Consider the following 23,084-nt stretch of genomic DNA (forward strand, 5'->3'; position numbering starts at 1 on the left):
CTGTGTTAAGTTCTGTATTTTACATTAAATTTTTAGTTGCATATGCAGTCCAGATTGATAGTTAAAGACTTTGGGCCAATAGAATTTGTGGATTTGGATCTGAGAAATGTGAATGTTTTCATAGGGCCACAGGCGAGCGGTAAAAGCGCTTTGGCCAAGCTATATACTATTTTTAAAGCCCCGAGAAAGTTTATTAAGGAAGATAGGTTTGATATCGTTGCTGAGCCACAAGAGGTCAATTGGCAATTTAGGGAGGTATTAGAGGAATATAATATCTCTTCATTTCTTAAAAATGGAACTGAAATAGAATTTACCTCCGAGTTACATTCCATAAGCTATAGGAAGGGAAAGATAACTTACACCCCGCTACTTCTCAATAGAATTGAAATGATCGAAGAGTTGAAGGAGAACTTTGAGGAGAACCGAGCAAACATAACGTATAGCATTAGTGACCTCGCAAGCAAGTTCATTGGTTTTAGCTTTCGTACTTTAAAAATATTGGGAGCAGATTTAGACTTCAGTGTATTTGACCTAGAATCTCGGGAATTAACCAACTTAACTAAAGGGCAGTTCTCAGAAATCATAAAAGTTATTAAGGAAACTGAGGCTAATTTAAGCACCAATGCAGCACTGTACATTCCTGCTGAACGAAACTTTGTCAATATCGTTAAAAACGCGTCTTTCAATTTATTGCTACATAACGTTCCTATTCCTAAACATATCTTGGCGTTTGGGGCAGAAGTTGAGAAAGCATCTATTGAAGACATTGATCTAAGTTTTTTGCAGAAGGACCTAGTTTACAAAAATATAAATGGAGAAGACAGGATATTTACAAGCACAAAGCACAGTATAAAGTTGACAGAAGCAGCTTCTGGTGTTCAGAGCGTCTTACCCCTTTTAATTCCGATTTTAGCTCATAAAGACGTGGCTGGTCATAGATCGTTTGTAATCGAAGAACCTGAATTAAATTTATTTCCTCTTGCACAATATGAGTTAATAAAGAAACTGGAATCTTCAAGAAATGAGCCATACTGGGAAGATTCGGGCTCAATACACACCTACACTACGCATAGTCCTTATATTCTTTCTGCATTAAACAACCTTCTTTATGCCAATAAAGTGAAGGATTCTATTCTATCTAGTGATTTAAATAGAAAAGAATTCTATCAAAAAGTTAACAATGTAGTTTCCGCTGAAATAGACCCTGACTACTTCACTGCGTATCAAGTATCTAATGGCATGGCAGAATCCATTTTCGACCGCGAAAACGGCCTTATCATTGACAATTTCATTGACAAAGCTTCAGACAAGCTCTCAGATGATTTTGATGCATTAATGGAATTAGCAAACTAACCGCATGAAAACACTCATAAGAGCAAGTTTCGGAGACTGTAAGCACCTGGCTACATCGACGTGCGGCCAGCGGAGTTCCTATCAAACTATTACTGATCCGGTATTCTACGTCTGCGATGCTGACGATGGCCGACCTTCACAAATCGTAGGCGCTCACGAAGATCATCAGCTTATGGTAGAAAATCCTTATCAACTTGAAATAGAATTTATAAAAACTGATAAATGCCTGTTTCCAAATCAGGTCAGTAAATGTGATTGCATTCTGCACAGCACGGACAAACTTTTCTTTGTCGAAATCAAATGGAGCAGTGCCGGCGCCAGAAATGCCAAGCGGAATAAAGCAGTAGAACAACTGGCAGCAACAATCGAGGCTTTCAGAAGTGAAAGCATTGATCTGACAAATTACGAAACGAAAGCCATTATTTGTTTCAAAAGACAGGACAAATACCCCACCAGAGCGTCTTCCAACTCCCAAAGAGCTATTTTTCTGAGCAAGTACAAGATAAAACTGGAAGAAGGAAACACGATTTCTTTCTAATGCACCTACATCAACAACGACATACTCCCCAGTCTCACCCTTAATTTCTTCAGTGCTATCGTCAGCTGGTTCTCCACCGTTTTCTCTGAAACCCCCAGTTGACGGGCTATCTCCCGGTTAGACAAATGTTCCTGGCGGCTCAGTTGAAATACCTCCCGGCAACGTTCGGGCAGTTCCGCGGTAAAGCTGGCAATGACTGCTTTCAGTTCTTTCAGCTCCAGTGCCTGTTCGCAGGCGCCTTCTTCACGGGAGAGCATTATGGATTCTGCGGCAAAGGCGGCCCGTACTTTCTGCCGGCGGAAATAGTTGGCCACTTTATACCGGACGGCCATAAGGAGATATCCGCGGAGAGAGGTCAGCACCAGGTGGTCACGGTGTTCCCAGAACCAGACGAATACGTCCTGTACGATGTCCATGGCGGGAGCTTCTTCCTGGAGCAGGTAATAGGCACTGTGATAGAGGCTGTGCCAGTGCCGGCGGTAGATTTCATCAAACGCGGCTTCATTGCCCGACTTTACAAAGTCGAGTAGTTCACTGTCCTCGTATACGTGGTAAGCGGGCATTGGTTTGGTTGATGAAAATGTTTAGCCTTGAAAACAAAGCTATGAAAATATTTCATCAAACCCAGTATCATGTAAAGTTTAGGCAGCGGTATTTATGCCCACCATTCTTCTTCTATTTCTTCCGGTGTTTTTTCATGACCGGCGGGCAATGTCAACCGGAAGGTGGTGCCTTTGCCTGGTGTGCTTTCCACGCTTATTTCGCCATTGTTCTGGCGGATAAATTCGGCGCACAGCACCAGGCCAATTCCGGAGCCGCGTTCGCCTGCGGTGCCGTAGCCTGGTTTATAACCGAAAGAGAACAGTGTTTCCTGCCGCTCGCGGTCCATGCCCATGCCTTCGTCAGTCACGGCCAGGCATACGTTTTTATTGTCTGTGGCGGTGCTGATGGTGATGGTCCCATCCTGGTGGCTGAATTTAATAGCGTTGCTGATCAGGTTACGCAGCACGATCATCAGTTGATTGGTATCTACATATACCGGAGTGCGGTCATCCACTGACATGTCCAGCTTCAGCCCTTTCTGCCGGATATTGGGTTCAAAGGTGCTGAGCGCATCATTGACGAGGGGCGCCAGCAGCACATCTGCCGGCTCGGTATGAAGCCCTTTCATTTGTCCGGCTGTCCAGCGCAGGAGATTATTGAGCGTTTCTCCCAGCTGCGACACTTTCAGGTGCAGCTCCTTCGCTGCCGATTTCATTTCGGCCTCACTGTAGTGGTTATTGCTGAACATGAGCAGCAACCCTTCCAGGGTGGCCAGCGGACTGCGGATATCATGTGCGATGATGGAAAACAGCTTCACCTTGTCGCGGTTCAGCAAGTCCAGCACTTTACGCTGTTCTTCCGTCTGTTCCTGGTATTCAGCATGCACGCTTTTGAAATAAATCAGGGCGATGACCGCCACCCCCAGGGCTATCACCAGGTTGGCCAGTATCCTGCCGGAAGGCACCAGTGGCTTCAGGTCCCACATTACCGGCGCATAGTACACAAATGCTATCACAGAAATGATCAATACAGAAAGGAAACCTAATAACCATTTGTTGTCATAAATCAGGTAGGTAAGCACCAGGATGAGTATCAGGTAAAACTCCGCCCCGTTCCGGAACAAAAGCCCTGAAATACCGTACAGGGTGAGGCTTAATACGATCACCACTCCCCTTGCCTGCAGGTAACGCTGTTTTTTGTTCAGGTACAGTATCAGCAGATCGCCAAGGGTATGGACGATATTCACCAGCGCTAATGCCGGCCGGTGCTGTACCAGGTTGAGAACACAGAAATACAATGTCAGTATAACCCCCGGAATAGCCACCGTATTCAGGAGTTTTGTCCTTCTCGTTTCAATAAAAGACAATCCGGGATGTATTCCTATGTTAACGACAGCATTCCAGCAGTTCGCGATTTTCCTAAAGATCATGGTATGATTATATCTCAAAAGGAACTGCAAAAATAATTCATGCACGCTAAAGATTTAGGGGAGTTTTCCCGTTTTTATCTTCTCCTAAAAGCATAGGAATAATAAAATATGCAAATAACTTAATATACCTTTCCGGTATTGTTGGAACAAAACAGATATATTTCGCGCTTGTCAAATCCTGATCATGATAAAAAAACTGTTCCTGGCAACGGCTTTCCTGACAGCCCAATTGTCTGCCCATGCGCAAAAAATGCATGTGCTAAAAATCCGCAACAGCAAAGAGCTACAGGCATTTCTTCGTTATACCGGTAAAGACATCCCTTTCATCAGCGGTCACCGTGGCGGGGTAAACACCGGTTTCCCGGAAAACAGCATTGCGGCATTTGAAAACACCTTGCGGCATACGCCCGCGACTTTTGAAATAGACCCGCGGCTGACAAAAGACAGCGCTATCGTGCTTATGCACGATGCCACACTGGACCGCACCACCACCGGCACTGGCAAAGTATCCGACTACACCCTGGCCGAGCTGAAACAACTGAAGCTGAAAGATGTGGACGGTAACATCACGGAATACCGCATCCCTACCCTGCAGGAAGCCATCACCTGGGCAAAAGGTAAAACCGTTCTGATCCTCGATAAAAAAGACGTGCCTTTTGAAATGACCGCTTCCCTCATCACTAAAAACCAGGCAGCAGGACATGTCATGATCACCGTACATACCGCCAGGGAAGCCCGGTGGTACTATGACCGCAACAAGGACTTTGTGTTTGAAGCTTTCGTCAAAACACCGGAGGCCATGGCCGAATATGAAGCCGCCGGCATTCCGTGGTCGCATATCATGGCCTATGTAGGCCCCGACAACAAGCCCCAACTGCAACCGCTATACGAAACACTTCATCAGCGCGGCGTCATGTGCATGATTTCCACCGCGCCCACCTACGATAAACAACCCGACGCCACTGCCCGCGCTGCCGCCTATCAGGCCATCATCCGTGATGGCGCCAGCCTTATAGAGGCTGACCGCTCCATTGAAGCGGCGGCGGCGATACAAAGTATGGTGCCAGCAAAAAGCGAGAAGCAGCGGTTTTTCGGTAAGAAATAACAGATGAACGGCCGTTCGCCGGCCACGCGGCTTGCGAACGCCGCTGTAATCACTTCTTTCGTACATTAGCGCTCATAAACCTGTTTGTCCATGAATGCTCCGGGAAAACAATACCCGTTTTTTCACGATATGATCATCAGCTGGTTCCAGGGAGAACTGACTACCAGGGAACTGATTGCCCAAATGGAAGAAGTGTTGCAGCCCGAACCATATGAGCCCGGGTTCACCGATCCGGTGTCTCTTTTTGAGACAGCGCTGGAAAACTACCAGCCCGATTATTTTTTCGAGTGGCAGGATTATAAACAATATGCCAAAGACACCGCTCCCACAGTAAAAGGACTGGCACACCAGCTGGACGAGCTGCTGGCCGGCCGGCAGCCGCTCAACGAATTCATGGAGTGGGCCACCTGGCACAATATGGACGGCGGAGAAACCACCGGCGGCGTTTTTGAAAACAACAACATCGAATATTTCTGCCTGATATTTTTACCTCAACATTACCAGCAGCTGAATACCGCTTTCTATGAGAAAGCAGGCAGTATCATCGCCCGCAGCAACGATATCACCTACGGCGCATTTGTCATCGCCCTGCACCTGCTGCTGGAGAAAGAATACAAAAGCCTGTATTATTTTCTGAATGCCTATATAGAAGGAGATAAAACCGACGCAGCGCTCAATGATTACCTTGAGAAGAAGTTCAGCCACAAGCTGCCAGCTTTCCGGTATAATATCCACACTTTTCCCTACCTCCGCGAACTGCATGCTGCACGGGAAAACAAAAGCAGCACTGCCGCATTTATGCGGCTGATGACTTTATAAGTGTAAAAACCATATTCCCACTCTTTCCTACCTTTGCCAAAAAATCAATATTATGGTAGCATTTTTAGGTATGGGCCTGCTGGGATCGAGCTTTGTCAGGGCAATGATCAATAAAGGACTGCAGGTACAGGTATGGAACCGCACCGCCTCCCGTGCAACTGCACTGGAAGCCTATGGCGCCAAAGCATTTGAAAATGCGGCAGATGCCGTAAAAGGAGCAGACAGGATTTATCTTACCCTGAAAGACGATGCGTCTGTAGATGAGGTGTTAGCCGCCGCCAGCGCCGGATTGAAGCCAGGCGCCATTATCATAGATCATACCACCACTTCCGCCGAAGGTTCTGTGCAACGCACCAGAGCATGGAAGGAACGTGGGTTTGTTTATCAGCATGCGCCCGTGTTCATGGGCCCTGCCAATGCACTGGAAGGTACCGGCAACATCCTCGTGTCCGGCGACCAGGAGCTGATCAGCCAGCTGGAGCCTGAACTGGCGCCGTTCACCGGTAAAGTGCTCAACTTCGGTCCGGAACCGGGAAAAGCCGCCGCTATTAAACTGATGGGCAACCTCTTCCTGGTGACCTTCACCGCCGGCCTCTCTGATATGTTGTCTCTCTGCAAAGCGCTCAACATAAAAATGGAGGAAGTGTATTCCCTGTTCAACGCCTGGAACCCTGGCGCACAGGTAGTGCCACGGCTAAAACGCCTGACCTCAGGCACGTACGACCAACCGTCCTGGGAGCTGAACATGTCCCGCAAAGACACCCAGCTGTTTATGAACGCCGCTAAGGAAAACGGCACTCAACTCGCCGTTATCCCCGCGATCGCGGAAGAAATGGACCGCTGGATCGCTAAAGGCCACGGCAGCCAGGACTGGACCGTTATCGCAAAAGATAATATACCGTCATAACCGGTTGTCCCTCCGCCAGCCGGAGGGACTTTTTTTCTAACAACGATCTCCTTTCAACGGATGTCCAACCATCATAACACCGCCCCTGTGCAGGAATGGAGAACAGCAGCTGCTTTCAGGGCCGGTGACCAGCAACGGAAACATTATCTGCAACAATGGCAGCTGGGACCCGACGGCAAGCCATTCAAAACCTACGCCTGCTGGCTCCAACCGGTACGTTACCAACAACAGCCCGCCATGCTGAAAATAGCCCTCGAAACAGAAGAGCAACGCGGCGGTTTATTAATGGCCTACTGGAACGGCACAGGCGCCGTAAAAGTGCTGCAACAGCACGGGCCCGCATTGCTGCTGGAACGGGTCAACAGCACACCGCTACTGGCGGAAATGGCGCGTAACGGACAAGATGCTACCGCCAGCCGTATTATCTGCGAAGTGGCAGACCTGCTCCACGCCCCGCGTAGCACGCCGCCGCCCGCTCAACTGGTGCCACTGGAAAAATGGTTCGATGAGCTGCGCCCCGCGGCCGACAAATACGGTGGCATCCTCGGAGACGCACAGCTGATTGCACACGACCTGCTCCGTCATCAGCAGGAAATAAGCATTCTGCATGGCGATCTTCATCATGGCAACGTACTCGACGGCGGCAACAAAGGATGGCTGGCCATCGATCCCAAAGGATTATGGGGCGACCGTGGCTACGATTACGCCAATATCTTCTGCAACCCTGACCAGGAAACAGCCGGCACGCCCGGACGGCTCGCCGGACAGGTAGCGGTAGTCAGTACCGCCGCCCGCATAGAGCCTTCCCGCCTGCTGCGGTGGATCATCGCCTACGGCGGCCTCTCCGCCGCCTGGAGCCTCAACGCCGGCGAAGATGCCACCATAGCGCTGCGGACCGCCGAAACAGCCTATGCGCTCCTGTCATCCTAAATAAACATACTATGCCCGGCAAACAACAAAAGAGAAAACAGGTACCCACCCATAAAGCCCATTTCGGCAACGGGATTGAAATAAAATACACCCAGATAAAGCCCGGTACACTGGAAGCATTGGAACCGCACCGTGACGACTACTTCGTGTTCTTCCTGCAGGACAGCGGTCAAATGGAACTGATGATCGACTTCGCGCTTCATAGCCCCAAGGGCAAAGGCATCGGGTTCATCGCACCCGGACAGGTACATCACTATTTGGACAATGGTACTTCCCAGGGCTGGTTCCTTGCGGTAGAAATCCCGCTGGTACAGGACACCTGGCGCAATATCTTTGAAAACGCCAAAGGAGAACAACAATGTATTCCGGTGGACGATATCAGCCCTTTCACACAATGCCTTCAGCTGGTGTTTCAATACGATCAGCTGTCCGGCAGCGATCCCCTGCAACGCAAAGTACTGCATTCCCTGATTGACGCCTACGTAGGCATGGTGGCCGCAGCATTCCTGCAAGCCAGCGACAGCAGCCGGCAACAGAACGGCCGCGCAGCCATTATCACCCGGCAGTTCAAAGAACTGGTGAAAGAACATTTTCTCTCCCTGAAAAGCCCGGCCGCCTATGCAGAGAGAATGAACCTCTCCCTTTCCTATCTCAACGAAGTGGTAAAAGGACATACCGGCTTTCCTGTCAGCCACTGGATACAGCAGGAGTCCTTACGGGAAGCCAAACGGCTACTTTACTATACAGACCTTACTACTAAAGAGATCGCGTTCCGCACCGGCTTTGAAGATCATACCTATTTCACGCGCGTATTCCATAAGCTGGCGGGTGAAACGCCCCTGACCTTCCGTGCCAGATACCGCGATTTGTCCAATCTTTCCCTTTGATTGTCTATTTCCCGGGCAATGATTCATTCGTTGTTTTGCATGGTAAATAAATGCACATGGAAACAACTACTTTACGTCAACGCCGCATGGGGCTCCTTGAGAAAACCATTAACCGGCAAGGATCTGTGCTGGACGTTCGGCATTGGGAAACAACCGGTTTCTGCGAAATAGACCTTCACCTGCCCGGCGTGAACATGCACAACTGGCAGTCACCGCCTCATATCAAATGCCGCGTAGCGCCATATCACTATCGCGACTATACGCCGGCCCGCTGGAATGTCTCTCTCCGCACCTGTACCCTTTTTATTGATACCAGCCACGAAGGCGCCGGTGTTGAATGGGCGAAAAGCCTTTCCCCTGGCGACACCATGCACTATATCGGTGTGGATGGCACCCGGCAAAAAATAGTACAGGGCTCTCACCTCGTGATGATCGGTGACCAGAGCGCGATTGGACATTTCAACGGACTGCAGCAACTGGCAGCTTCCCACAACTGGATATCCGGCATGGTCGTAATACCCGAAGCAGCACACCGCCAGTTTGCACAGACATTTCCTGAACTACCACTGGATACCATGCCCAACACAACCTCACTGCTCACCCAACTGGAACAGCAGGCATTGCATCCGTCATGGCAATATTATCTCGCCGGCAACTCCCACCTGGTAGTGGCGGCCAGAAAAATATTAAAGGCAAGAGGCTGTGCCAGCGACCACATACAGGCGCTGGGATTCTGGAAATAAATTTATTCTGTCCTGAGGCTCCTGACAGGATTGGCCGTGGCGGCCTTTATAGATTGAAAACTGATGGTAAACAACGCAATGAGCAATGTTATACATCCGGAGAAAAGAAAGACGGTCCAGCTGAGCGGAATACGATAGGCAAATTCGTTCAGCCACCGGCTCATGGCCCACCAGGACACCGGCAGCGCGATCAGGTTGGCGATCAATATCAAACGGATAAAATCCAGGGTCAGCAAACGTACAATACTGCTCACGCCCGCCCCCAGCACTTTACGGACACCGATCTCACGGGTACGCACCTGCGCAGTGTAAGCCGTCAGCCCCAGCAAACCAAGGCAGGACACAAAAATGGCAATACCGGCAAATACGTTGAACAGCGATCCGGTACGCCCGTCAGCCCGGTAAATGTCGTCAAAGGTTTCGTCCATGAAATGATATTCAAACGGTATGTCCGGACTGTACTGCTGCCATATTTTCTCTAAGGCGGCAATGGCGCCGGGGGCTTCGCGCCCGCTGGTCTTCATCAGCAACATATCGTTACGTTCCGGCTTATAATAAAGCACTACCGGCTCTATCTTCACCCTGAGCGAAGCGAAGTGAAAATCTTTGATGACGCCAACAATAGTCCCCTCTTTTTTCCACAACCGGAAACGCTGGCCTACCGGGTTTTTGAGCCCCATTTCCCGTACGGCGGTTTCATTCAGGATATAATGCGCAGAATCTGCCGGTGTACCGGAGAAATTAGTTCCTGCCAACAACTGCATTTTAAAGAAAGGAATAAAATCCTTTTCAACGCTGAGCGGATACACCATCACCGTCTCTCCTTTTTCTTTGCCTTCCCATTGTGTATCGCCGGACTGTACGCCCAGCATGGCGATATTGCCGGAGGCCCTGACCATGCTTTTGATCTCCGGCTCGCGCAACATCCGTTCCCGGATGGCGTCGTAGTGCGCATTGCCTTGTGACAACTGGCACATCAGCACATGCTCTTTATCGTAACCGGGATTTTGTGTCCGCATAAAATGCAGCTGGCGCCCGATGATCAGCGTACCAGTAATAAGCCCGATGGAAATCGCGAACTGTCCGGTCACCAACACCCGGCGGAAAGTGATGTTGCGGATACCCGTTACCACTATGCCTTTGAGCGCCTTCAACGGCTCAAACGACGACAACATCAACGCCGGATAAATGCTGGACACCGCCAGTGTAGCCAGGCCGGTAATACCTACGAGCATCCAGAGGCGGCCACTCATAAAATTGATGACCAGCTCTTTTCCGGACAATTGATTGAACAACGGCAGCAACGCACTGGCTAATATCAGGGCTAACGCCAGCGACAATACGAAAACAAAAGCCGTTTCCAATATAAACTGCAGAAACAGCTGTCTCCTTTCCGCCCCAATGATCTTGCGCACACTCACTTCTTTGGCCCTTAATACCGCCCGGGCGGTGGAGAGATTCACATAGTTAATGGCAGAAATAGCCAGTATCAAAACAGCGATGATCGCAAAGATGCGCACTGTCTGCATCCCGTCTTCCCGCCCGTCGGCATCGTAAAGATGCATGCTGGCCAGTGGTTGCAGCAGGTATTCAATGTCAGTGTCTTCAGGGTTGTGCTCCAGGTGTATGTTGCGTAGCTGATTGGCCAGCGCGGCGGTTTTACTGCCAGGCTGTAGAAAAAGATACGTATGAAAATTATATTCATTCCACTCCTGGTCGGCATATTTCCCCTTGCCGGCGTAGAACATGTCATTCAATAACTGCATGGGAAAGAACAATTCCCCCTGTATGGAAGAGTTCTTGGGAAAATCCCTGATAATACCGCTGACGGTAAAACTGGTTTTGTCGTTGGCCATGATCACCTTTCCCAGCGGGGATACATTACCGAAATATTTATGCGCGGCTTTTTCCGTCATCACAACCGTATGCGGGTCAGGAAAAGGCTGGGCGGGGTTTCCCTGGACCAGCGGAAAATCAAACAATGAAAAAAGCGTCGTGTCTGTAAAGAATGCTTTGTTGGCAGCAAATAGCTGGTTGTTGTACCGGAAAGAAGACCAAACATAGTTATCGGCCATCCGCAACATGCCTTTCACTTCCGGGAGCCGGGCCTGCGCATTTACTGCAATAGGAGCGTTGGTGACGGTCCAGATGTGGCGGCTCACACCCGTGCCCACCCTGTTCTCCAGCCGGTACAGCTGGTCTTTGTGCCGGTGGAAGCGGTCAAAGCTACGTTCATCCTGCACCCACAGCAGGATCAGCAACCCAACCGCCAGCCCGGTAGTGAGACCGGCAATATTGATCAGGGAGTAAAATTTGTTTTTTACCAGGTTACGCCACGTGGTAAGGAAGTAACTTTTAAACATGATACCGGCTTTTATACAGACACTATTGTCAGCATATCCAGCGCCAATCTTACGCACCCATAGCTATCAAAATAATATAAATAGATTTTTTATTTAAACTGTTCGATTTTGATACACGCCTGTCCATTTCTGCGATGGGCCGTCAGAGCGTCTTTTCAAGCATGATCATATGTTTGCATTGTATGCCGTTTTCATAGATCGGCTCAGGGTAATGTTGTATAAAGAAGTCTTTGCGGATGGCGGTAATTTCAAAACCGCTGCGTTGGTAGAGATACAATTGTGCCACGCTGGAATTGCCCGTACCAATCACCAGTGTCCTGAAACCAAGGTCCCTGGCCTTTATCGCGGCATCGGTGAGCAGCTGTTTCCCCAGCCCTCTCCCCTGCCATGATTCATGTATGGCAATATTTTTCACTTCCGCTTTTTTATCTTCCAAAGGCGTCAGCACGTATACGCCTACACGTACATCGCCAATAAGGGCCACATACACGCGGGAATCACGGATATAGGAATCTATGATCTCCCGGGAGGGATCGGCCAGCAGCAACAGGTCATAAGGGAGTTCGTCTCCGGTTCCCAGCAGTTTAATCGTCATATTTTCGGCGGTGGGCATCATGCCGGGAAGATACACAAAAAGCGGGCATCAAAGTATGCCGGCTTTCTTTAACTCACTGGTTACACCTACGATCAGCTCATGCACCGTGTCTTCGTAAGTACCTTCCTGCTCGTTATTGACCCAGCAGCAGAGCAATGCTTTTACATTGCCACCGTCAATACTGTCGAAACGTACCGTGCGTGGCCGCTTCGGTATCACCGATTTATTTTTCTGTACGATGTCCAACATAATTTTTTCCGCCTCCGGCAGACGGTCGCTGACGGGCAGGGTAAAAGTGAGGTTAATGCGCCGCAGCGGTGTCAGGGAATGATTGATGATCGGTTTCTGAAAAATATCCTTATTGGGGATGATCACATGTAGTCCATCTGCTGTGATCATCGTGGTGGAGCGCAATTGAATGTTGTTCACCGTGCCGGTAAATCCGTTGGATTCAATGATATGCCCTACTGAAAAGGGTTTACGGAAGGTGATAAAAATACCGGAGATAAAGTTGGCTGTCAGGTCCTGAAATGCAAAGCCCAGTGCCAGTCCAATAATGCCCGCGCCGGCCAGCATAGAAGTGACCGCTTTGTCCAGGCGCAATACGTTCAGTGAAACAAAAAGCCCTATCAGCAACAACAACAGGTTAACAGTGCTGGCCACCAATCCGGAAATAGCTACAGTGTCTGTCATTTTCCATACCAGCCGATAGACCAGGCGCCGCATTAACCGGGCAAACAGCCAGAACATAAGCAGCACAATGATGGCCACCACCAGATTGGGTAACATTTTCACAGCTGCAACGCCCCATCTGTACAGCTTATCGAAAATCAGGTCTTGGTAACCGGTCCACTCGCCGGCTAAAATATGGGAATAATACATGTCCATTCCTAACACAAATTTCGGACACAAGTGTACAGCCACCTGACACAAGGCTGTAGCCGGTCTTCATCGTGGAACAACCTACACAAATCATGAAAAAACCGGGATAGGAATACCCCGGTTTATCATTAACCTACAACTGTTATAAAAGATATTCTTTTGTCAAAAAGGTTGACAGTAGCCACGGCAGCGGCAGTTTAGCTTCACAAATACATAATATGTTTCATGTTTTTGCAGTTCATGCTGATATGCTACCGAAGGTTGCGTCTGTCACGGCAAAAGTAATACAACCGGCGGTCCGGGGCATTGCACATTTCCCTGCTTTTATTGTATAAAACAAAGAAAATGACTGGCGGCAACGGCATGGTTTTTAGACCGGATAGGTGGAGAAAACAGCTCAAGTATGAACCATTTCTCGTTAGAAGGAGAACATGTAAAGATAGACTATAGTAATCCGGCACTCCCTCCTGCCGCCAGAAATTTTATGCCTGATGTATATCGCGACGGGCCTGAATATTTCTGTGTACTGGGTGCAGGAAGCGATGCTGTCATCCTCGGCACCGGCAGTACTCCGGACGAGGCTATCAATGCATGGGAACAGGCCTACCATGACAAGGCAGGCCGGTAGCGTACCGGTTTTATTTTCCATCCGTAAATCTTTTTTTATGCCAGCAGAAGAAAAAACAACCGGCTCTGACCGTAGCAATGAGCACAAAAAGGTTACAGATGAAACGCTGCATCCGCAAGATCCACATAGCAGGGAACGGATAATACAACAGAAAAGGGCGGAAGAGGATATACCGGAACAAACACCTATTGACGATGAAGAACTGGCGGGAGACGAACCGCTGACGGAAGACCTGTAACCGATGACATGAAATTTAGAAGGGACCGCCGGTAGCGGTCCCTTCGTATATACGGTAACGTTATACCGGCAAAAAAACGTATAGTCCTCAGCTCACCTCGAACATAAAAAACGGATGTTTATAGCCGGCGCCCAGCAGTATCGGCTTTGCCACATTGAAGACTTTCACGTCGCCGAGATGGCCTTCCAGCCGGCCATGGTGCGCATGACCATGGAAAGCGGCAACTACCTTGTGGCGGGCAAGCGGCTCCGCCAGCCTGGAAGAGCCCAGAAAAGGATAGATCTGTTCCGGCTCACCGGCAATTGTTTCCGACACAGGTGAATAATGCAGCAGCGCGAGCTTTTTCATGCCCGGATGCTCTTTCTCTATTTTGGCCAGCGCCCTGTCCAGATGCAGCGCTTCATCCACCGCCTCCTGCACAAACGCCTTCATCGCGTTTTCGCCGAACATGGACAGCATGTGACCGTCGAAACCGCCACCAAAGCCTTTCACACCGGCAAAACCGATATCATGCACCACAATAGCCTCTCCATCGAGGATATGTACATTGGTAATACCCTGGATCATGTTACAGATAATTTTCTGCCGTCCTTTTTCACAGTCATGGTTGCCCATCACCCCGATAACCGGGATATTGCAGACTTTCAGTTCATCGTATAATACCGCGGCTTCTGATTCGTCGCCGGTGTCGGTCAGGTCGCCACATAGCAGCAGGATATCTGCCTGCGTAGCCACTTCCTTGAAGCATTCGGTCCATTGGCCTTTGTCCGCCGCCGTTATATGCAGATCTGCCACAGCAGCAATGCGGACAGGATGTTTGGTATCGGTCATGACTATACGGTTTTAATAGTGTATGCTTTATAATTCCATATTTTGACGTCGATTTCGTATTGGGTCTGGTCGATGAAAGGACCGCGGCAGACCTTTTCCACCGCCGGTGGCAGTTCATACTGCTGACGGGCCCTGTCCATCAGCTCATCAAACAGCCAGCGCGGAATGATGTCCGGATAATCAGCGGGATATACGAACTGGAATATCAACAGTTGCGCCAGTAACAGATGCCAGTGCTGATCGAGCCGGAAAAGCAGCCGTTTCCAGTCGAACGGCTTGCACCGCAGCAGGATATGGTTCACGTCCGCACCATCGAAGCGTTCGCGGTTCTGCACATAAATCTTGCACCATACCAGTTCTTCCGGGGCCATCAGTTTCACCGGCACCTCTTCAAAGGTGGTGCTGACGGTGTGCTGGTACCAGGTATCATCTACCCGGCAGATATTGTTGACCGTATCAAAAATGATATCGATAAAATAATCGCCTTTATACACTTTTGCGAGCCAGCGTACGTCAGTAAGTTCTACCCGGTAGCCGGGTTGCACGGAAAAATATTGCAGGATTTTAGGGTATTCGGTCCATTTGCAGAAAATATCCAGGTCTTTGGTGTCACGGTAGATACCGGTATAAAAGAACATGGCAAAGGCGCCGCCGAGCATATAGTCGGCGCCGCTGGCGTTCAGGTGGTGGAGCGCTTCCTGGTAAAAAGTATGTGCTTCCCTGTTGGATTCGTCCGGGCATGTTTTCATATCACCGTGTTTTTATACGGTGACAGGGATAAAAACTATGGCTGTCCCTGATAACGCACGGACAGCACAAATCCTTCCCGGATGGGCAGTAAAATACCCATCCGGATGCAGACTGAATGAGGAAGAAAAGCTACAAAAATCAGACAGCCGTCCCTGCAGTTAGCTGGCGATGGCTTGTCTGTTGTATTTGTTACGGTACTCCTGCGGAGAGAGGCCCGTGATTTTTTTGAAGGTGGTACGGAATGCTTTGGTGTCGGTGTATCCTACTTTATACATTACTTCGCTTACGTTTTCAGAACCTCTTTCCAGGCTGTTTTTGGCAGCTTCAATTTTTACGCGCTGCATATATTCAACGGCCGTATTGGAGGTAGCCTTTTTAAAACGTCTTTCCAGGTTTCTGCGGCTGAGGGAGAACATGGTGGCCAGCTGGTCTACCGTGATTCTTTCCGAGAAATTATTTTCGATGTATTCCTGGGCTTTACGGATAGGTTCATCATCATGGCTTTTCTGGCCTTCAAAGATGATAAAGGGTGATTGGTTGCTGCGTTCGAATTCAATTTCAAACATCTTGGAACAGAGGATGGCCAGTTCCTTGCCGGCGTATTTCTCCACCAGGTAGATGATCAGGTTGTAGAAGGAGGCCGCCCCGCCACTGGAGTAGATACCACCTTCATCTGTAATGATTTTTTCTGAGACCAGCTGTACGTCCGGGAACATCTTCCGGAAATGGTGAGCGGCAAACCAGTGGGTGGCACATTTTTTTCCGTCCAGCAATCCGGTGGATGCCAGCAGGAATGCGCCCACGCAAAGGCTGGCCACTTCGGCGCCTTTATGGTGCTGCTTTACAATCCAGGGGAAGAATTCCTGGTTCTGACTGATCACCTGTTGCATGTCACCGTTCACCGCAGGAATAACAATCAGGTCTGTCTGACTGACTTCATCCAATGTGAGGTCCGGTGTTACAGCAAAAAGACGGTGGTAGGTTTCTGCTTCCCGTGCAAGCCCCACCAGCTGCACTTTAAATAAAGGAGATCTGCCCGATGCGGCCAGAAAGTCATTGACCTTGTTAAACACAGTAAATGAGCCTTCGATGCAAGATAGGGCTACATCACCTTTGGGGACGAGGATGGATATGTGTTTCATGTACCAAATATAAAAAAAACCAATGTCGTAAACAACCTCCTTTTTTGTCGTAATAGAGGCCCCCGGATATAAAAATCCGACAGTAAGTTTGTATTCGCCAAATATTATATTTATGAGAAAAGTATTAACACCGTTCGAACCCCTTTTATCATGAGCTACCGGTTAACAAAAGTAGTGGGGAAAGTAGTGACGGCCTACAGGCGAAGGCAGGAAGACCCGTTGTTTGACTGGCTGGTGGAAGACATGCAGCTACTGCTGCGGGAAATGGTTTTTGCTGCCCATCTGATACTCAAATGAGCAGCAAAAAAAGAATTATAACTCGCGTACCCAGATGTTCCGGAAGCTCAGTGGCTCGCTCTTGTCACCGTGGGCCTGCAGCTTGATAGGGCTTGGACCATGTGCCTGACGATAGGCCGGAGTACCGATATACTGGGTAGGACCTTTCAGCTCCACATTGTTCTGTACCAATACCCCGTTAAACAGTACGGTCACCCTGGCCGGGCTTACCAATTTGCCATCGCTGCCAAATACAGGCGCTGTCCAGATCACATCATATGCCTGCCATTCACCCGGCTTGTTAATAGGATTGGCCAGCGGAACATGTTGTTTGTAGATGCTGCCCGCCATGCCGTTTGTATACGTCTTGTTATTGTAGGAATCCAGTACCTGCAACTCATAGCCTGCATCGCCTTTGCCAATGGAAGCCAGGAATACGCCGCTGTTGCCCCTGCCCTGACCCGTGCCGGTAATGTTGGCCGGTACACGCCATTCGATATGCAGCTGATAGTTGTTAAACGTTTTTTTGGTTTCGATGTTACCTGCCTGTTTGTTGACTGTCAGGATACCTTTAGACACGTCCCATTTGGCAGGTGTGTTCCTGTCGTCTGCCATTACCCATTGGTCAAGGTTGGACCCGTCAAACAGGACAATGGCATCAGAAGGAGCGTCTCCACATTTTTTGCCGGGCTTCACTTCCGGCGGAACGGGATTGTAGATTTCGGTATCTTCCGGTTTGGCTTTCTGGTCCTGTGCCTGTGCCATATAACATCCGCCGGCTAAGAGGGCGGTCAGTATGATTTTTCCTTTCATAAAATATTTGTTGAGTTAGGTTGATGTTTATTTTTTACCGGCAACCAGCATACTGCTGACGAGCTGTTGCCATTCTGTTTCCAGTCCTACAGCGGGGCTTTTTTCCCCTGCCCTGCGGTACCAGTAGTCTGCGTTCCACTGGTCGCCTTCAACGCGGTGCAGATAGGCGTGAATATGGGCCGCATCGCGGTCTGGCAGGTCCTGGACCAGCTCATGCGCATGGTCCCAGTCACCTTTGCCTGCATACCACAATGCCTGCAAATACACTGTCAGCCCATCAGGGGGCCGGGCAGCATTCATGGCAGTCATAAATGTTTGTAAATCCATGGTGAGTTCTTTTACGTGGAATATGTTTTCACGCACAAGATAGCTATTAAAATGCATTGTCGCAATGCACCCCGTGAAAAGTCATAGTTACACCCTCCGGGGGCGGTGAAAGCATAGTAAGTTTGTATCAAAACCCACATGTTATGCGACAAGCACTCATCAATGAAGTAGAAACCACCGGCAACGCACTGCTGGAAACAGTATCCTCCTTTTCCGCAGCGCAGATCAATGCCCGTCCGTTTGAAGGCAGCTGGACGCCCGGACAGGTGGCGGAGCATGTCTATAAAGCGGCCGATTGCGGAATTGTATACGGCAACACCGCCCCTACTGACCGTCAGCCGGACGAACAGCTGCAGGCCATCCGTGACCTGTTCCTCAACTTCAACGCCAAATACCCCTCGCCGGAAATGATATTGCCCACACAGGAAAGCCATGATAAAGAAGCGCTGCTGCAAGGCCTGCGCCAGCGGTGGGACAGCCTCCTCCATGCTGCGCAAACCGTTACGCTGGAAGATACCTGCCTCGATTTTGTCGTGTACGGCTTCGACCCCTTCACGCGCTACGAATGGATACAGTTCATCAATACCCATACACAAAGGCATATCCATCAGCTGAAAAATATCAAGGCAAAATTATAATCACTTAAACGCCGCCAGCTCTTTATCCGACTCCGGGCTGTTTCGCAGATGTGTTTTCCGTATAGCCGCATCCGGTATCCAGCGGAACAGCCAGGAAAAGCCATACGGGCTATGATCGTACAGTGGCGTATTGTAGACATTGTCCTGCATCGCCTGCTGCAGGGACACACACCGATAGCCACGCTGCTGCAGCGCTTTCACCAACGCAGTGTAATGGTCGGCATTCAGCTGGTTCACATGACAGAGGTATACCTGTGGAATGTCACGACCAAATATCTCCCGCGCCAGTTTTTCGAAATAATCAAACGAAAATAACGTGTAACGGATATACGCTTCCCCTATGGCTTTCGCTTTGCGATTATCTTTTGCCCTTAACGCGTCCTGATAGTACCGTTCAAACAGGTAGTCATTGCTCTCTATCGTAAACGGGACAGCCGTATATCCTTTTTCTTTCAGATAGCCTGTTCTTTCGGCCTGTGCCATGCTGTCCTTCCCCATCGCGTTATAGGGGAAACGAAAGTATGGCACCGGTTTATCTTTCGCTACGGCCCTGATGATGTAATCATTTATCATCACTTCCATTTTAAAACTGTCGATGGACAAGTCAGCACAATTGGGATGATGCAGCGTATGGCTGCCCAACGTTATCAGCGGGTTGTCGACCCATTTCTTTAACAGCAGCTGATTATCGGGGGCGATGCAATTGTCGCCAACGATGAAGACGCTCACCGGCGTGCGTAATGCGTTGATTTGCTGAAGCAGTTTTTCGCTGACAGCTTTACGTTGTCCGGCGGTATAATATTCCGGTAAAGCCATGACGGGCGCGTCGTCCATGGTGATAGCCACCTGGCGTTGGGCCAGCCCGGCGAATGGCAGAAAGAGTATAACAAATAAGAGATATCTCATGAGAAGAATAAATTATCCCCAAAATAAAAATATTATCCCAATCGACACCTTCATTTACATTCTATTCACAAATCACTCAAAAGGATTCATTAATTTTCCAAAAGAAAAATCCACCACATGAACAAAGAAGCCTTAGTCAACCGACCAAAGGAAATTCAAATTTTAATTACATGCAGAAACTGTGGTATTCAGCGAGGAAACGGATTCTGTGAAATATGTAACAACAATCACTTTACAGATGATCAATAATTTACCTTACTACTCAGGAATGAAGTCAATTAAATCAAAAAACAACCCACCAATCAGCAGTACGCAAATACATTCAAAGAAACGCAATTCAAAGGCAGTCCTTTCCCTTCATATATGTCCTGTAGGTCGAAAAATTTCCGGCGCCGCTTAAAAAACCACCTGTTTCTTCCCGGCTGATAGGCCGCTGTACAGGTTATGACACTACTCCTCGTATTGTTTTTTCCGGCATAATCCAACAGGTATTAATTTATTTACATACTTTAGTACCGAGGTAGACGTTTATATACCAGACATAATTTATGAAGAAGTATTTTATTTACCTGATGCCTGTATGCATGACCATGGCCTGTGCTGACCGAAATGACCAACAAGGGAAAACCGACACCACCACAGCTACTGTCAACGCCGCGCCGCCTGCCGCTGTAACAGCGGAGGCAAAAACTGATGCCAACAATATTCCCGGCGCCACACCGGCCTGGGCTGACTCATTGATCATGGCTTACGCAAAGGAAACCAGCAATGAACTGATCAAATTCGCCGTGAAAGACAGTTCCTTTACCTGGATACTGGACAACACGGAGAAAACAGATTCCGCGGAATACATGATCATCCATCTTGGTCACCATGTGGAAGAGGAAGACCATTCCAACCCCCGGTTTGTCACCGATGGATGGTTATATATCAATACCGCAACAAGAAAGCTTTACGAATATGATGTGCCGGCAGACACGCTGATACCATGGCACAGAAAATAATTTAACGCAGCGATGGTGGGGGAAGCAGCTCCACAGGTTCTTCCTTCACCACTGCTATCAACGCATGTACCAGCGCCTTTACTTTATCCAGTGTGTCCCCGTCTGTAATAACCCCCTCCCGACTCACTTTCGTTCTCACTGCGGAAATCACCAGCTGCGCTTCAGTGGCTATTTTCGATTCTATTATCAGCAAAGTGCCCAACAGGGATGCATGGGCTTTCACGCCGGAAGTGCCGGCAGTGATCAGCGCTACCGGCTTTTTAGAAAACTCCATGGAGGAAACGGTCCAGTCGATGGCATTTTTCAATGTGCCCGGCACACCAATTGCATATTCCGGGGTGCAGATCAGCACGGCGTCGGCAGCACGCAGGCGTTCGCGAAAAGCAGTCACCTCAGCAGGAGGCTGGTCCGTATCAAGATCGGGATTAAAATGCGGGATGCCGGTCAGTCCTTCAAACAGCTGTACATCGGCCACATCTGCGGCCAGGGCGGCGATAGCCTGTATCAACTGATGGTTCGAGGACTGTTGGCGGGTGCTGCCGGAAATAGCAAGCAGCTGGATTTTCTGAGACATGCTGATGGTTCTTTTTACCGCCTAAAAGTACGAAACCCCGGCTGCAATCAACCGGGGTTTCTATTTTTTTATCCTTTTTGCTTTAGGTGTTGCATGGCCGCTATGAGGTCCAGCATAAGCGGCTCGCTGGCAAATATATCATGCATCCAGCCATCGATAGATTCAAACAGGTAATACTCTCCTACCCGGTATAAACGGGAATGCCCGTCAGCATCGGCCAGTTGCCGCACCAGTTCCATCTTCCGGCCTGTTATTGCCTGTGGTAACGCTAACGGATACAGACGGCGGACATCGTTTTCCGTCCAGCCTTCTCCCAATACAGATAACAATGAGGGTGCGTCCAGCAGCCCGGCCTCGCGGAGGCAGTCTACTTCAAAATTCATGAGCGCTTATTTTATCTTCACTACAAATAGTTGTGGAGAAACATCTCCCGGGCGAAGCCCCGATAAATCGATCACATAATCTTTTCCCCGCTGCTGCCCTTTGATTGATTTGTTGCAACCCAGAATACTACAGGCGGCATTCTTAGGAGCGGTATAGTTGCGGATGAGCAATTGTTGTTCAAAACGTGGCACTATGCAATATAAGGCATCTTTCGCGGTAGTGAAAAACATTTCTATATGTGCGTGTGCACCAGAAGGTTGCACCAACGTGGAGATATTGTAACCGGACATATAACTGGCTTCTTTTACCTCAGGCCTTTTACCACTGCTCCACTGACGGGTTTCTTTCCAGGGTTTCGTTTCATAGATGGCTTCACCGTTTACTTTCAGCCATGCGCCCATGTCCAGCAACCGCTGTTGCATGATCACCGGGATACGTCCGTCAGCGGTAGGTCCGATATCCAGCAACAGGTTGCCGCCGCGTGATACGATGTCAGTCAACAGTAACAGCAGGTCGTTGCTTTTTTTATAATCGTCTGCTGTTTCCATCCGGTTGTAGCCGTATGATTGTCCAATGCCCTGGCTCTCTTCCCATACCACGCCCGGCTGCATGCCACTACCGTATTCCGATGTCAGATAAGTGGCGCCGTTGTTTTTGCCGCGTGTATTGCTGCCCCAGCGGTCATCTACAGCTACTTCATCTTTCACCGGTGATTCATTGTACAGCCATGCCAGCAGTTCCGTACTGTGCCACGCAGTGTCAGACATCTCCCATTCGCCATCGGAAAAAATAACCGATGGTTTATACCGGGTCACCAAGTCTTTGAACTGCGGCATCATCACTTCTTTTACATACCGCTGCCTGTCTGATTTCCATAACGGGTTAAACCATTCATACAACGAATAGTAATATCCCATGCGCAGGCCCGCCTTGCGGACGGCCACTGTCAGGTCGCCCAACAAATCACGTTTAGGCGTTCCCGTTACTGCGTTCCAGGGCCGGCCCCAGGAGGCATCAGCCTGTTTGTTGTCCCACAAACAATATCCTTCATGATGTTTGGAGGTAAGCACCACGTAGCGGGCGCCGGAGCGCTGAAATATGTCCGCCCACTGCGCCGGGTCAAAGAGGGATGCGTTAAATTGTTTTTCCAGCTGCTGATAAGGCACGTCATGGCCGTACTGTTGATCGTGGAACGCCCGCACCTTAGCGTGACTACCTTCTTTGGTGCCGTCGAGATTGTACCAGTACCATTCAGAATAGCCGCCAGGGCCTACCACGGCAAAGGAAGGCACGGCGTACACGCCCCAATGGATAAAGATGCCGAACTTGGCCTCGTTGAACCATGCAGGAATGCCCCGTTTGTTAAGTGAGTTCCAGTCGGCCTGATATTTTTGCGCAAGGAGCGTGGAAAAACTGCATAGCAACAGTGCCATGCCTGATAATATTTTCTTCATCAATAATGGAATTTTAGCAGTAACG

27 protein-coding genes are annotated in these 23,084 nt (G+C 49.3%); 13 read left to right on the top strand and 14 right to left on the bottom strand.

Going from position 1 to position 23,084, the window contains the following annotated elements; genetic code table 11:
- Window positions 1-42: 42 nt before the first annotated feature.
- Entirely contained in the window at window positions 43-1,353 is a 1,311-nt protein-coding gene (locus HGH92_RS02310) for an AAA family ATPase (RefSeq protein ID WP_168869144.1), read from the top strand.
- A 4-nt stretch (window positions 1,354-1,357) separates the two neighbouring features.
- Window positions 1,358-1,891, top strand: a complete 534-nt coding sequence (locus HGH92_RS02315) for a hypothetical protein (protein WP_168869145.1) — start codon at window positions 1,358-1,360, stop codon at window positions 1,889-1,891.
- Window positions 1,892-1,896: 5 nt separating this feature from the next.
- On the opposite strand, the gene HGH92_RS02320 is transcribed toward HGH92_RS02315, so the two are convergent.
- Window positions 1,897-2,454 carry an RNA polymerase sigma-70 factor gene (locus HGH92_RS02320; protein ID WP_168869146.1) on the bottom strand — a complete coding sequence of 186 codons (558 nt, stop codon included), beginning with the start codon at window positions 2,452-2,454 and terminating at the stop codon, window positions 1,897-1,899.
- 92 nt (window positions 2,455-2,546) lie between these two features.
- The gene (locus tag HGH92_RS02325; RefSeq protein ID WP_168869147.1) at window positions 2,547-3,863 is read right to left on the bottom strand and encodes a sensor histidine kinase; all 1,317 of its coding nucleotides are present in this window, start codon (window positions 3,861-3,863) and stop codon (window positions 2,547-2,549) included.
- Window positions 3,864-4,047: 184 nt separating this feature from the next.
- Between HGH92_RS02325 and HGH92_RS02330 the strand changes: the two genes are divergently transcribed.
- The 6 genes from HGH92_RS02330 (at window position 4,048) to HGH92_RS02355 (ending at window position 9,254) form a co-directional block, all read left to right on the top strand.
- Entirely contained in the window at window positions 4,048-4,968 is a 921-nt protein-coding gene (locus HGH92_RS02330) for a glycerophosphodiester phosphodiesterase family protein (protein WP_168869148.1), read from the top strand.
- Window positions 4,969-5,058: 90 nt separating this feature from the next.
- Window positions 5,059-5,787 (top strand): hypothetical protein, encoded by a 729-nt coding sequence (locus HGH92_RS02335; protein ID WP_168869149.1) that lies wholly within the window; start codon window positions 5,059-5,061, stop codon window positions 5,785-5,787.
- A gap of 52 nt (window positions 5,788-5,839) precedes the next feature.
- Window positions 5,840-6,694 carry an NAD(P)-dependent oxidoreductase gene (locus HGH92_RS02340; RefSeq protein WP_168869150.1) on the top strand — a complete coding sequence of 285 codons (855 nt, stop codon included), beginning with the start codon at window positions 5,840-5,842 and terminating at the stop codon, window positions 6,692-6,694.
- 60 nt (window positions 6,695-6,754) lie between these two features.
- Window positions 6,755-7,624: an aminoglycoside phosphotransferase family protein gene (locus HGH92_RS02345; RefSeq protein ID WP_168869151.1), complete on the top strand. Its 870-nt coding sequence runs from the start codon at window positions 6,755-6,757 to the stop codon at window positions 7,622-7,624.
- 11 nt (window positions 7,625-7,635) lie between these two features.
- Window positions 7,636-8,511 carry an AraC family transcriptional regulator gene (locus HGH92_RS02350; RefSeq protein ID WP_168869152.1) on the top strand — a complete coding sequence of 292 codons (876 nt, stop codon included), beginning with the start codon at window positions 7,636-7,638 and terminating at the stop codon, window positions 8,509-8,511.
- 56 nt (window positions 8,512-8,567) lie between these two features.
- Window positions 8,568-9,254, top strand: a complete 687-nt coding sequence (locus HGH92_RS02355; protein ID WP_168869153.1) for a siderophore-interacting protein — start codon at window positions 8,568-8,570, stop codon at window positions 9,252-9,254.
- A 2-nt stretch (window positions 9,255-9,256) separates the two neighbouring features.
- Here the strand turns inward: HGH92_RS02355 and HGH92_RS02360 are convergent, their stop codons facing one another.
- The 3 genes from HGH92_RS02360 to HGH92_RS02370 form a co-directional block, all read right to left on the bottom strand.
- Window positions 9,257-11,617: an ABC transporter permease gene (locus HGH92_RS02360; protein ID WP_168869154.1), complete on the bottom strand. Its 2,361-nt coding sequence runs from the start codon at window positions 11,615-11,617 to the stop codon at window positions 9,257-9,259.
- Window positions 11,618-11,759: 142 nt separating this feature from the next.
- Window positions 11,760-12,212, bottom strand: coding sequence for a GNAT family N-acetyltransferase (locus tag HGH92_RS02365; RefSeq protein WP_168869155.1), 453 nt, complete (start codon window positions 12,210-12,212; stop codon window positions 11,760-11,762).
- A gap of 48 nt (window positions 12,213-12,260) precedes the next feature.
- Entirely contained in the window at window positions 12,261-13,100 is an 840-nt protein-coding gene (locus tag HGH92_RS02370) for a mechanosensitive ion channel family protein (RefSeq protein ID WP_247654812.1), read from the bottom strand.
- A gap of 397 nt (window positions 13,101-13,497) precedes the next feature.
- On the opposite strand from HGH92_RS02370, the gene HGH92_RS02375 reads away from it, so the two are divergent.
- Together HGH92_RS02375 and HGH92_RS02380 are read left to right on the top strand one after the other, a co-directional pair.
- Window positions 13,498-13,722 (top strand): hypothetical protein, encoded by a 225-nt coding sequence (locus HGH92_RS02375; RefSeq protein ID WP_168869156.1) that lies wholly within the window; start codon window positions 13,498-13,500, stop codon window positions 13,720-13,722.
- A gap of 37 nt (window positions 13,723-13,759) precedes the next feature.
- Window positions 13,760-13,960, top strand: a complete 201-nt coding sequence (locus HGH92_RS02380; RefSeq protein ID WP_168869157.1) for a hypothetical protein — start codon at window positions 13,760-13,762, stop codon at window positions 13,958-13,960.
- An 87-nt stretch (window positions 13,961-14,047) separates the two neighbouring features.
- Here the strand turns inward: HGH92_RS02380 and HGH92_RS02385 are convergent, their stop codons facing one another.
- The 3 genes from HGH92_RS02385 to HGH92_RS02395 form a co-directional block, all read right to left on the bottom strand.
- On the bottom strand, window positions 14,048-14,791 hold the full coding sequence (locus HGH92_RS02385) for a metallophosphoesterase (RefSeq protein WP_168869158.1): 744 nt from the start codon (window positions 14,789-14,791) through the stop codon (window positions 14,048-14,050).
- 2 nt (window positions 14,792-14,793) lie between these two features.
- Window positions 14,794-15,540 (bottom strand): nucleotidyltransferase, encoded by a 747-nt coding sequence (locus tag HGH92_RS02390; protein WP_168869159.1) that lies wholly within the window; start codon window positions 15,538-15,540, stop codon window positions 14,794-14,796.
- A gap of 159 nt (window positions 15,541-15,699) precedes the next feature.
- Entirely contained in the window at window positions 15,700-16,683 is a 984-nt protein-coding gene (locus HGH92_RS02395; RefSeq protein WP_168869160.1) for a GlxA family transcriptional regulator, read from the bottom strand.
- Between the two features lie 150 nt (window positions 16,684-16,833).
- On the opposite strand from HGH92_RS02395, the gene HGH92_RS02400 reads away from it, so the two are divergent.
- On the top strand, window positions 16,834-16,980 hold the full coding sequence (locus HGH92_RS02400) for a hypothetical protein (protein WP_168869162.1): 147 nt from the start codon (window positions 16,834-16,836) through the stop codon (window positions 16,978-16,980).
- A gap of 15 nt (window positions 16,981-16,995) precedes the next feature.
- Here HGH92_RS02400 and HGH92_RS02405 read toward each other — a convergent pair whose 3' ends face one another.
- Together HGH92_RS02405 and HGH92_RS02410 are read right to left on the bottom strand one after the other, a co-directional pair.
- Window positions 16,996-17,772, bottom strand: coding sequence for a DUF1080 domain-containing protein (locus HGH92_RS02405; RefSeq protein ID WP_168869163.1), 777 nt, complete (start codon window positions 17,770-17,772; stop codon window positions 16,996-16,998).
- Between the two features lie 27 nt (window positions 17,773-17,799).
- Window positions 17,800-18,099, bottom strand: coding sequence for a hypothetical protein (locus HGH92_RS02410; RefSeq protein ID WP_168869164.1), 300 nt, complete (start codon window positions 18,097-18,099; stop codon window positions 17,800-17,802).
- Between the two features lie 143 nt (window positions 18,100-18,242).
- Here HGH92_RS02410 and HGH92_RS02415 point away from each other — a divergent pair, with 143 nt between their 5' ends.
- Window positions 18,243-18,737 carry a DinB family protein gene (locus HGH92_RS02415; RefSeq protein ID WP_168869165.1) on the top strand — a complete coding sequence of 165 codons (495 nt, stop codon included), beginning with the start codon at window positions 18,243-18,245 and terminating at the stop codon, window positions 18,735-18,737.
- Here the strand turns inward: HGH92_RS02415 and HGH92_RS02420 are convergent, their stop codons facing one another.
- Window positions 18,738-19,643, bottom strand: coding sequence for a polysaccharide deacetylase family protein (locus HGH92_RS02420; RefSeq protein ID WP_168869166.1), 906 nt, complete (start codon window positions 19,641-19,643; stop codon window positions 18,738-18,740).
- Window positions 19,644-20,191: 548 nt separating this feature from the next.
- Between HGH92_RS02420 and HGH92_RS02425 the strand changes: the two genes are divergently transcribed.
- The gene (locus tag HGH92_RS02425; protein ID WP_168869167.1) at window positions 20,192-20,647 is read left to right on the top strand and encodes a hypothetical protein; all 456 of its coding nucleotides are present in this window, start codon (window positions 20,192-20,194) and stop codon (window positions 20,645-20,647) included.
- Between the two features lies 1 nt (window position 20,648).
- On the opposite strand, the gene HGH92_RS02430 is transcribed toward HGH92_RS02425, so the two are convergent.
- From HGH92_RS02430 to HGH92_RS02440, 3 genes are all read right to left on the bottom strand, one after another.
- Complete coding sequence (locus HGH92_RS02430) at window positions 20,649-21,221, bottom strand: NADPH-dependent FMN reductase (protein ID WP_168869168.1); 573 nt, start codon at window positions 21,219-21,221, stop codon at window positions 20,649-20,651.
- A 68-nt stretch (window positions 21,222-21,289) separates the two neighbouring features.
- Window positions 21,290-21,604 (bottom strand): hypothetical protein, encoded by a 315-nt coding sequence (locus HGH92_RS02435; RefSeq protein WP_168869169.1) that lies wholly within the window; start codon window positions 21,602-21,604, stop codon window positions 21,290-21,292.
- Window positions 21,605-21,610: 6 nt separating this feature from the next.
- Complete coding sequence (locus HGH92_RS02440) at window positions 21,611-23,059, bottom strand: alpha-L-fucosidase (protein WP_168869170.1); 1,449 nt, start codon at window positions 23,057-23,059, stop codon at window positions 21,611-21,613.
- Window positions 23,060-23,084: the final 25 nt, after the last annotated feature.

The sequence above is a fragment of the Chitinophaga varians genome (assembly GCF_012641275.1).
GTDB lineage: Bacteria > Bacteroidota > Bacteroidia > Chitinophagales > Chitinophagaceae > Chitinophaga > Chitinophaga varians_A.